Annotated in this window: 1 protein-coding gene; it reads right to left on the reverse strand. The window is 57.7% G+C overall.

The window, feature by feature from the left end:
• Positions 1–280 precede the first annotated feature (280 nt).
• On the reverse strand, positions 281–1300 hold the full coding sequence (locus AB3X96_RS42385) for an IS110 family transposase (RefSeq protein WP_368594396.1): 1020 nt from the start codon (positions 1298–1300) through the stop codon (positions 281–283).
• Positions 1301–1371 lie beyond the last annotated feature (71 nt).

Consider the following 1371-nt stretch of genomic DNA (forward strand, 5'->3'; position numbering starts at 1 on the left):
TATATGAACGCGTCCCGTTTGCAACAGTTTTCTTGTGTTCAGACAGACAGGATGGGCTGCGGCTCTATATCCGGCCTTGTTGCAGTCGGTATTGCTGCCTGCGGGCCTCTATGAAATACGCTGACTCGCACCTCATTCCCTGCACGAGCTTGAAGCTCGACGGCGCATTCAGGTTTAGCGAGTCCCGGTCCTACCTGGTTTGTCATCACACTCGATTGCTGCGCAACCTTTCGACGTTCACCCTGTGTTGAACGTTGACCTTCTGCTTCGCGTGAACCATTCAGGCCGGCTTCACGCTCACGTAGGCCTTCTCGTAAGGCCGGTCATGGGCCAGCACGGCCCAGATCGTCCGAGCCATCTTGTTCGCCAATGCAACGACCACCACATTCTTTGGCCGCCGCCTGATCATCTGCTCGACCCACTCGCCGGGTTCCTTTGCGTGCTCTATTACGCTACGCGCACCGTGGATCAGCAGTGTGCGCAAATAGGTGTCGCCTCTCTTGCTGATCCCGTGCAGCTTCACCTTTCCGCCCGAGCCGGTCTGCTTCGGCACGATGCCAACCCATGCAGCAAACTCCCGGCCCGAACTGAATGCCTTCGGATCGCCCATCATTGAGACAGCTGCCGTTGCCGTCAGCAGCCCAACGCCGCAAATTTCGCTAACAGCCTTCACCGCCTTGTCTTCCTTCTTCCACTCGCGCATCCGGCGCTCTATCTCGGCAACCTGTTCATCCAGCTTCGCCAGTCCATTCCACTGCTCGCGAAACGTATCGATCAGCACGGCAGGCAGACGCTCCGCGATCCGTTCGAGCACGACCGGTATCTCCTTGTTCAGCTTGTTCCGGCCCTTGCTCATGACCTCCCCATATTCCGTCAGCAGTCCACGCAGATTATTGATCTGCATCGTGCGAAATTTGATCAGCTGCTGTCGCATACGGTGTAGCGCCAGCATCGCCTGTTGCATCTCGGTCTTCACCGCGATGGGCTTACCGGGTTGCTGCACGGCCATCCAGATTGCCCGGGCGTCCGCTGCATCGTTCTTGTTGCGGATGTTGAACGCCTTCACGAACTTCGCCGGCATCAGCTTTACCTCGTGACCCATGTTCGTCAGTTGCCGGGCCCAGTGGTGCGATCCGCCGCACGCCTCCATGCCGATCAGGCACGGAGCCCGGTTCGCGAAGTGCTCGAGAAACTTTGCCCGCTTGATCGGCTTGTTTACGATTTCTCCGGTTTCCTGATCGACGTAGTGGACCTGAAAAACCGACTTTGCAATGTCAATCCCCACTGGCGTAAGCTTCACGACGGATCCTCCGGTTTGCCTGGAAACTTCGTATTTTCCACGTGGGCACATCGATGCCGTTGGCCCGTGAG

It is taken from the genome of Paraburkholderia sp. BR13439 (assembly GCF_040948805.1).
In the GTDB taxonomy this organism is placed as follows: domain Bacteria; phylum Pseudomonadota; class Gammaproteobacteria; order Burkholderiales; family Burkholderiaceae; genus Paraburkholderia; species Paraburkholderia youngii.